This is a genomic window from Kitasatospora sp. NPDC097691, assembly GCF_040302665.1.
Lineage (GTDB): Bacteria > Actinomycetota > Actinomycetes > Streptomycetales > Streptomycetaceae > Kitasatospora.
Window position 1 is genome coordinate 38,417 of the sequence record NZ_JBEORY010000071.1, and the last position, 7,716, is coordinate 46,132.

Below are 7,716 nucleotides of genomic sequence, written 5' to 3' on the forward strand. Positions count from 1 at the left end.
GTATTCGTAAGCAAGGAAGGTTTGGTTCATGGCGAACCAGAAGCGTCCCAAGGTCAAGATCGCGCGTGCGCTCGGCGTGCCGCTGACCCCGAAGTCCGTCAAGTACTTCGAGGCCCGCCCGTACCCGCCCGGCCAGCACGGCCGTGGTCGCAAGCAGAACTCGGACTACAAGGTCCGTCTGCTCGAGAAGCAGCGTCTGCGCGCCCAGTACGACCTGAGCGAGAAGCAGATGGCGCGCGCGTTCGACCGCGCGAAGAAGGCCGAGGGCAAGACCGGTGAGGCGCTCGTCGCCGAGCTGGAGACCCGTCTGGACTCCCTGGTCCTGCGTTCGGGCATCGCCCGCACCATCTACCAGGCCCGCCAGATGGTCGTCCACGGCCACATCGAGGTCAACGGTGGCAAGGTCAACAAGCCGTCGTACCAGATGAAGCCGGGCTTCGTGGTGACCGTCCGCGAGCGCAGCAAGGAGAAGGTCCCGTTCCAGGTCGCCCGTGAGGGTGGCTACGCGGGTGAGGGCCAGACCCCGAAGTACCTCGAGGTCAACCTGAAGGCCCTGGCCTTCCGCCTGGACCGTGCGCCGCAGCGCAAGGAGGTCCCGGTGATCTGTGACGAGCAGCTCGTCGTCGAGTACTACTCGCGCTGACCCGCGAGCGGTTCCGCTCTTCGCAGGACCACGAGTGAGCCCCCGTCGCCTTTCGAGGCGGCGGGGGCTCGCCCCTTTTCCGGCCTGCGCCGGTCAGACGCTCTCGCCGGCCATCGCGGCGGCCAGCCGCAGGTGCGGGCGGGCCTCCTCGGTGCGGCCCTGGCGCTCCAGGGTGCGGCCGAGCATCATCCGGGCGTAGTCCTCGGCCGGGTCGGCGTCCAGGATCCGGATCAACTCGGCCTCGGCCTTGCCGAGTTGGGCGGAGTGGTAGTAGCTGCGGGCGAGCAGCAGCCGGACGGAGAGGTTGGCCGGCTCCTCGGCCAGCACGCCCTCAAGCATGCGGGCGGCGTCGGTGTACGCCTTGGAGTCGAAGTAGAACTTCGCCATGCGGTACTCGTCGGCGGCGTTGTGGACGGCCATGGTGCTCCTTCCGGGTGGATCCTTGCCTCCTCAAGCAACGGACAAGTTTCAACTATTCCGGACCGGCGAGGGAGCCGGAGCGGGCGGTACCGAGCAGGGCCCCGGACCGCGCTCGGGGCCCTCCGCGGAGCCTCCGCGGCCGAGCGCCCGGTACACGGCCTCGTCCAGGTCCAGCCGGGCGCCGGCCTCGTAGCACTCCCGGTACTCCTGCTCGGTCAGCCCGGCCCGGGCCCGCTCGGCGCACTCCTGGTGGGTGCCGAAGAAGTTCCGCGAGCCGAGGAACGGGGTGCCGACCGCGCGCCAGATCCGGTGTGCAGCGCCCTGCAGCACCCGGGCCTCGCGCAGGTCGCCCACCTCGTCCGGGCCGCTCGGCTCGGTCTCCAGCAACGCCAGCAGGTCGATCCCCAGCACGATGCCGAGCAGGTCGTGGAAGCGGTGGTTCAGCCGCACGCACTCCCGGGCCAGCGCGCGGGCCGCCTGGACCGCGCCGTCCAGCCAGTGCGAGTACGCCGTCGCGTACAGCACGTACGCGTACGCCCACTGCTCGCCGTGCTCCTCGCACAGCTCGCGGGCCTGGCCGAACCAGAGCTCACCGCTGTCCAGGTCGCCCTGGAACAGGTAGGCCAGGCCGAGCTCCAGCATGGCCATCACGACGTTGCTGTTGAGCTCGCCGATGGTCCGGTAGTGCCAGAGCGCCTCCTCGAACAGCTCGGCGGCGCGGTTCGGGTCGTCGCCGATCAGGGCGGCGCAGCCCTGGCGGTGGACGGCGTAGGCGAGGGCCCGGTCGTCACCGGTGTCCAGGGCCTGGCGGCGGCACTCCTCCAGGGCCGGACGCGCGGCCGCCAGGTCCCCTTGCAGCGTGGCCGTGTAGCCGGTCACCCAGAGCGCCTTGGCACGGGCCTCGGTGGGTTCGCGGTCCAGCGCGAGTGCGCGGTCCAGCCAGTGCCGGCCCTCGCCGAGGTGGCCGCAGCCGACCCAGTAGAACCAGAGCGTGCCGGCCAGCAGCAGGGCGATCTGCTCCTCGCCGGGCTCGCCGAGGCAGAACTCCAGCGCCGCGCGGAGGTTGGTGTGGGCCAGCTCGGTGCGTTCGGCGGTCTCCGCCTGGCGGGGGCCGAACCACTCGACCTCGCCCCAGGTGGCGACGCCCAGGTACCAGTCCCGGTGGCGGCGCAGCAGCCGCGGCTCCTCGCCGGCGGCGCGCAGCCAGTGGCCGCCGTACTCGCGCAGGGTGTCCAGCAGGCGGAAGCGGACGCCGAAGGCGCTGTCCTCGCGCAGCACCACGGACTTGGCGACCAGCTCGTCGAGCAGGTCCAGCACGTCCTCGGGCTCGATGCCGTCGCCGGCGCAGACGTACTCGGCGGCCTCGAGGTCGAAGCTGCCGGCGAAGATCGACAGGCGGGCCCAGAGTAAACGTTCCTGCACCGCGCAGAGCTCGTGACTCCAGCCGATCGTCGTCCGCAGCGTCTGGTGCCGCGGCAGGGCCGTCCGGGAGCCGCCGGTGAGCAGCCGGAAGCGGTCGTCCAGGCGGGCGGTGATCTGCTCCACGGACAGCGCGCGCAGCCGCCCGGCCGCCAGCTCCACGGCCAGCGGGATGCCGTCCAGCCGTCGGCAGAGCAGCCCGATCGCCTCGGCGTTGGCCTCGGTCACCGCGAAGGAGGGCAGCACCGCCCGGGCCCGGTCGGCGAACAGCCGTACCGCGTCCGGCAGTGCGCCGGGCCCCGCGGGGCCGGCCGGCGCCGGGTCGACCGGGAGCGGCGCGAGGGTCAGCAGGTGCTCGCCGGAGGCGCGCAGCGCGGTGCGGCTGGTGGCCAGCAGCCGCAGGCCGGGCAGCGCCCGCAGCAGTGCGTCCGCCAGCTCGGCGCAGGCCTCGACCAGGTGCTCGCAGCCGTCCAGCACCAGCAGCAGGCGGCGGCCGGCCAGTCGCTCGGTCAGCACGTCCAGCGGTGGACGGGCGGTGCCGTCGGTCAGTCGCAGGGCCTCCAGGACGGCGTGGCCGAGCAGCAGCGGGTCCTGCACCGGGGCGATGTCCACCAGCCAGGTGCCGTCGGGGAACACACCGCCCGCGCGGGCCGCCGCGCGCAGCGCCAGCCGGCTCTTGCCCACCCCGCCCGGACCGGTCACCGTCACCAGCCGGGCGGCGGCCAGCAGGCGCGCCAGTTCGGCCAGTTCCCGCTGCCGCCCGACGAAGCCGGTCACCTCGGCCGGCAACCGGCCGTGCTCCGGCTCGCGCGGCCCCGCCGAGGGCTCCCCGGGCTGTGCTGTCCAGTCGCCGGCCAAGCGCTGCTCCCGTGTTCCAGGCCGGACCGTTCGCGGCCCGGACGTGCTCCGGCCGTCCGCGCGACGGCCTGCCTGGCAGAACGAGGTGACCGGCGGGTAGGTTACGCGCGCGGATCGCACACCCGGTCGGACCTCCCGCGTCGACAACCCGGTCCGGAAACCGGGTGTGGGCGCGATAGGGTTCCGTCTGGAGAACAGCAAGGCGAGGGAGCGCGCAAAGGTGTCCATGGGAGAGCTGGCCGGATTGCTCGTCGCCGTCTTCTGGGCGGTCCTGGTCACCCTGCTCGCCGTGGTCCTGGTCCGCCTCTCGCGGGTGCTGAAGGAGGCCGCCGTCCTGGTCTCCGCCGTCACCGAGCAGGCCGTGCCGCTGCTGACCGACGCGGGCGCCGCCGTGCGCAGCGCCAACGAGCAGCTGGAGCGGGTGGACGAGATCACCGCCAACGTGCAGGACGCCGCCGCCAACGCCAACGCGCTCTCCTCCACCGTGGCCGCCACCCTGGGCGGACCGCTGGTGAAGGTCGCGGCCTTCAGCTACGGCGTCCGCAAGGCCGTCGCCAAGCAGCAGGGCAACCTGCCCTCCGTGCCGCTGCAGACCGGCGAGCGCGAGGAGCTGGCCCGGCTGATCCGGGCCGAGGTGCGCGCCGCGACCGCGCCCAGGGGCGGCCTGCTCTCCAGGGTCCGGCGAGCGGTGAGGGGCTGACGGCATGGCACGCATCTTCTGGATGGCGGTCGGCGCCGGCGCCGCGGTGTGGGCCATGAAAAAGGCCAACGGTGCGGTGCAGAAGCTCACCCCGGACAGCCTCTCCGGCACCGCCGCGCGCGGCGCGCTGCACCTGGGCGACCTCGCCAAGCAGTTCGCCCAGGACGTGCGGGCCGGCATGGCCGAGCGCGAGGAGCAGCTGAAGGACGACCTCGGGCTGCACGGCACCGCCGTCGTCGAGCCCCGGAGCGAGCTCCGGGGTGCGCGCAGAGTCCTGCGCGGCGAGCCGCAGTACCGAGCTATCTCGGCGGCGCCCGGCAGCCCGGCCGCCGCCCTGCCCCCCGCCCGCGGTTCCCGTACCGCTCCCCAAGCCATTGAAGAGACGCCCCGCCGCGCCCTGCCGCCGCGGGGCGGAACCCCGAACCGGAAGGACCACTAATGGAGTCGGCTGAGATCCGCCGCCGATGGCTGCGCTTCTTCGAGGAGCGCGGCCACACCGTCGTTCCGTCGGCGTCCCTGGTCGCCGACGACCCCACCCTGCTGCTCGTCAACGCCGGCATGGTGCCGTTCAAGCCCTACTTCCTGGGCGAGGTCAAGCCGCAGTTCTCGCGCGCCACCAGCGTCCAGAAGTGCGTGCGCACCCTGGACATCGAGGAGGTCGGGAAGACCACCCGGCACGGCTCCTTCTTCCAGATGTGCGGCAACTTCTCCTTCGGCGACTACTTCAAGGAAGGAGCCATCAAGTTCGCGTGGGACCTGCTCACCTCGCCCGTCGCGGACGGTGGCTACGGCCTGGAGAAGGAGAAGCTCTGGATCACCGTCTACAAGGACGACGACGAGGCCGAGCAGATCTGGCGTGACGTCATCGGCGTCCCCGCCGAGCGGATCCAGCGCCTCGGCATGAAGGACAACTTCTGGTCGATGGGCGTCCCCGGCCCGTGCGGCCCGTGCTCGGAGATCAACTACGACCGCGGCCCCGCGTACGGCGAGGAGGGCGGCCCGGCCGTCAACGGCGAGCGCTACCTGGAGATCTGGAACCTGGTCTTCATGCAGTACGAGCGCGGCCACGGCGACGGCAAGGACGGCTTCGAGATCCTCGGCGACCTGCCGAGCAAGAACATCGACACCGGCCTCGGCCTGGAGCGTCTCGCCGCCATCCTGCAGGGCGTCGACAACCTCTTCGAGATCGACACCAGCCGGATGATCCTCGACCGCGCCGCCGAGCTCACCGGCCACGCCTACGGCGCCGACCACAAGTCGGACGTCTCGCTGCGCGTGGTCACCGACCACATCCGCACCGCGCTGATGCTGGTCGGCGACGGCGTCACCCCCGGCAACGAGGGCCGCGGTTACGTGCTGCGCCGCATCCTGCGCCGCGCCATCCGCAACATGCGCCTGCTGGGTGCCACCGAGCCGGTGGCGAAGGAGCTCATCGACGTCGCCATCAAGGCGATGGCGCCGCAGTACCCCGAGCTGGAGAGCGACCGCAAGCGCATCGAGACGGTCGTCATCGGCGAGGAGGCGGCCTTCCTGCAGACCCTGAAGGCCGGCACCAGCCTGCTGGACGCCGCGGTCACCGAGACCAAGCAGTCCGGCGGCGTGGTGCTCTCCGGCGAGCAGGCGTTCAAACTGCACGACACCTACGGCTTCCCGATCGACCTCACCCTGGAGATGGCCGAGGAGCAGGGCCTCCAGGTGGACGAGTCCGGCTTCCGCCGCCTGATGCAGGAGCAGCGGGACCGCGCCAAGGCGGACGCCAAGGCCAAGAAGATGGGCCACGCCGACGTCGCCGCGTACCGCGAGGTCGCCGACAAGTCCGGCGCGAGCGTCTTCACCGGCTACGCCCTCACCGAGGGCGAGGCCACCGTCGTCGGCCTGCTGGTGGACGGCGTGCCCTCGCCGGCCGCCTCCGAGGGCGACGAGATCGAGCTCATCCTCGACCGTACCCCGTTCTACGCCGAGGGCGGCGGCCAGCTCGCCGACCACGGCCGGATCCGGCTGGAGTCCGGCGCGGTGGTGGAGATCCGCGACGTGCAGCAGCCCGTCCCGGGTGTCATCGTGCACTCCGGCGGCGTGCTGTTCGGCGAGGTCGTGCTGGGCGCCTCGGCGTACGCCACGATCGACACCGAGCGCCGCCGGGCGATCGCCCGCGCCCACTCGGCCACCCACCTGACCCACCAGGCGCTGCGCGACGCGCTCGGCCCGACGGCCGCCCAGGCCGGCTCCGAGAACGCCCCCGGTCGCTTCCGCTTCGACTTCGGCTCGCCCGCGGCCGTCCCGGGCAGCGTGCTGGTCGACGTCGAGCAGAAGATCAACGACGTGCTGGGCCGCGAACTCGACGTCACCGCCGAGGTCATGACGATGGACCAGGCCCGCAAGGCCGGCGCCATCGCGATGTTCGGCGAGAAGTACGGCGACGAGGTTCGGGTCGTCACCATCGGCGACTTCTCCAAGGAGCTGTGCGGTGGCACGCACGTCGGCAACACCGCCCAGCTGGGCCTGGTGAAGCTGCTCGGCGAGTCCTCGATCGGCTCCGGCGTGCGCCGCGTGGAGGCGCTGGTCGGCGTCGACGCGTACAAGTTCCTGGCCCGCGAGCACACCGTGGTCTCCCAGCTCACCGAGCTGGTCAAGGGCCGCCCGGAGGAGCTGCCGGAGAAGATCTCGGGCATGCTCGCCAAGCTCAAGGACGCCGAGAAGGAGATCGAGCGCTTCCGCGCCGAGAAGGTGCTGGCCGCCGCGGCCGGCCTGGCCGACTCGGCCGAGGACGTGCACGGCATCGCCGTGGTCGCCGCCCAGGTCGCCGACGGCGTGGGCGCGGACGAGCTGCGCAAGCTGGTCCTGGACGTGCGCGGCCGCCTCGGCTCGCGCCCGGCCGTGGTCGCCGCGTTCACCGTGGCGAACGACCGCCCGCTGACCGTGATCGCCACCAACGAGGACGCCCGCGGCCGCGGCATCAAGGCCGGCGAGCTGGTCCGGACCGCCGCCAAGACCCTCGGCGGCGGCGGTGGCGGCAAGGACGACGTCGCCCAGGGCGGCGGCTCCAACCCGGCCGCGGTCGGCGAGGCCATCGCTGCGGTGCGCGGTCTGGTCGCGGAGCGCGCCAGCTGATGGAGCAGGAGGAGAGGCCCTTCCGGCGTGGGCGGCGGATCGCCGTCGACGTCGGTGACGCCCGGATCGGGGTCGCGTCCTGCGACCCCGACGGGGTGCTCGCCACGCCCGTGGAGACCGTCCCGGCCGGCGTGAAGTCGCAGGCCAGGATCGCCGCCATCGTCGAGGAGTACGGCGCGATGGAGGTGATCGTCGGGCTGCCCCGCTCGCTGAGCGGCAAGGAGGGCCCGGCGGCGGAGAAGGTCCGGGCGTACGCGGCGCGGCTGGCCAACCGGCTCTACCCGGTGCCGGTGCGGCTGGTGGACGAGCGGATGTCGACCGTCACCGCGACCCACGGGCTGCGCGCCTCGGGGGTCAAGGCGAAGAAGGGCCGCTCGGTGGTCGACCAGGCCGCCGCGGTGGTGATCCTGCAGACCGCCCTTGAGTCCGAACGGGTGAGCGGACGCCCGCCCGGTGAGAGCGTCGAGGCGGTCGGCTGAGGAGCCTGATCTAACGTCCCGATTGAGGGGTCCGTGCGGACGCGTCCGCACGGACCCCTCAATCGGGACGTTAGATCAGGCTCCTCAGC

At 72.5% G+C, this 7,716-nt stretch carries 7 protein-coding genes; 5 read left to right on the top strand and 2 right to left on the bottom strand.

The features are described from left to right. Positions 1–28 precede the first annotated feature (28 nt). Positions 29–643, top strand: a complete 615-nt coding sequence (rpsD, locus tag ABTY56_RS33835; RefSeq protein WP_063346792.1) for a 30S ribosomal protein S4 — start codon at positions 29–31, stop codon at positions 641–643. Positions 644–736: 93 nt separating this feature from the next. Here the strand turns inward: rpsD and ABTY56_RS33840 are convergent, their stop codons facing one another. Next, positions 737–1,063, bottom strand: coding sequence for a tetratricopeptide repeat protein (locus ABTY56_RS33840; protein ID WP_350633205.1), 327 nt, complete (start codon positions 1,061–1,063; stop codon positions 737–739). Between the two features lie 48 nt (positions 1,064–1,111). After that, a complete protein-coding gene (locus tag ABTY56_RS33845; RefSeq protein WP_350633206.1) occupies positions 1,112–3,340 on the bottom strand; it encodes an ATP-binding protein in 2,229 nt (742 codons plus the stop codon). A 220-nt stretch (positions 3,341–3,560) separates the two neighbouring features. Between ABTY56_RS33845 and ABTY56_RS33850 the strand changes: the two genes are divergently transcribed. From ABTY56_RS33850 to ruvX, 4 genes are read left to right on the top strand one after another with little or no spacing between them, the layout of a single operon-like run. Beyond that, on the top strand, positions 3,561–4,040 hold the full coding sequence (locus tag ABTY56_RS33850) for a DUF948 domain-containing protein (RefSeq protein ID WP_350633207.1): 480 nt from the start codon (positions 3,561–3,563) through the stop codon (positions 4,038–4,040). A 4-nt stretch (positions 4,041–4,044) separates the two neighbouring features. Further along, positions 4,045–4,479 carry a DUF6167 family protein gene (locus tag ABTY56_RS33855; protein WP_350633208.1) on the top strand — a complete coding sequence of 145 codons (435 nt, stop codon included), beginning with the start codon at positions 4,045–4,047 and terminating at the stop codon, positions 4,477–4,479. Beyond that, positions 4,479–7,148, top strand: a complete 2,670-nt coding sequence (gene alaS / locus ABTY56_RS33860; RefSeq protein ID WP_350633209.1) for an alanine--tRNA ligase — start codon at positions 4,479–4,481, stop codon at positions 7,146–7,148. The genes ABTY56_RS33855 and alaS overlap by 1 nt, the downstream gene beginning before the upstream one ends. Continuing rightward, positions 7,148–7,627: a Holliday junction resolvase RuvX gene (ruvX, locus tag ABTY56_RS33865; RefSeq protein WP_350633210.1), complete on the top strand. Its 480-nt coding sequence runs from the start codon at positions 7,148–7,150 to the stop codon at positions 7,625–7,627. The genes alaS and ruvX overlap by 1 nt, the downstream gene beginning before the upstream one ends. Positions 7,628–7,716: the final 89 nt, after the last annotated feature.

Coding starts and splice junctions, on each gene's coding strand:
- rpsD (WP_063346792.1), top strand. CDS start 29: ATGGCGAACCAGAAGCGTCCCAAGGTCAAGATCGCGCGTGCGCTCGGC.
- ABTY56_RS33840 (WP_350633205.1), bottom strand. CDS start 1,063: ATGGCCGTCCACAACGCCGCCGACGAGTACCGCATGGCGAAGTTCTAC.
- ABTY56_RS33855 (WP_350633208.1), top strand. CDS start 4,045: ATGGCACGCATCTTCTGGATGGCGGTCGGCGCCGGCGCCGCGGTGTGG.
- alaS (WP_350633209.1), top strand. CDS start 4,479: ATGGAGTCGGCTGAGATCCGCCGCCGATGGCTGCGCTTCTTCGAGGAG.
- ruvX (WP_350633210.1), top strand. CDS start 7,148: ATGGAGCAGGAGGAGAGGCCCTTCCGGCGTGGGCGGCGGATCGCCGTC.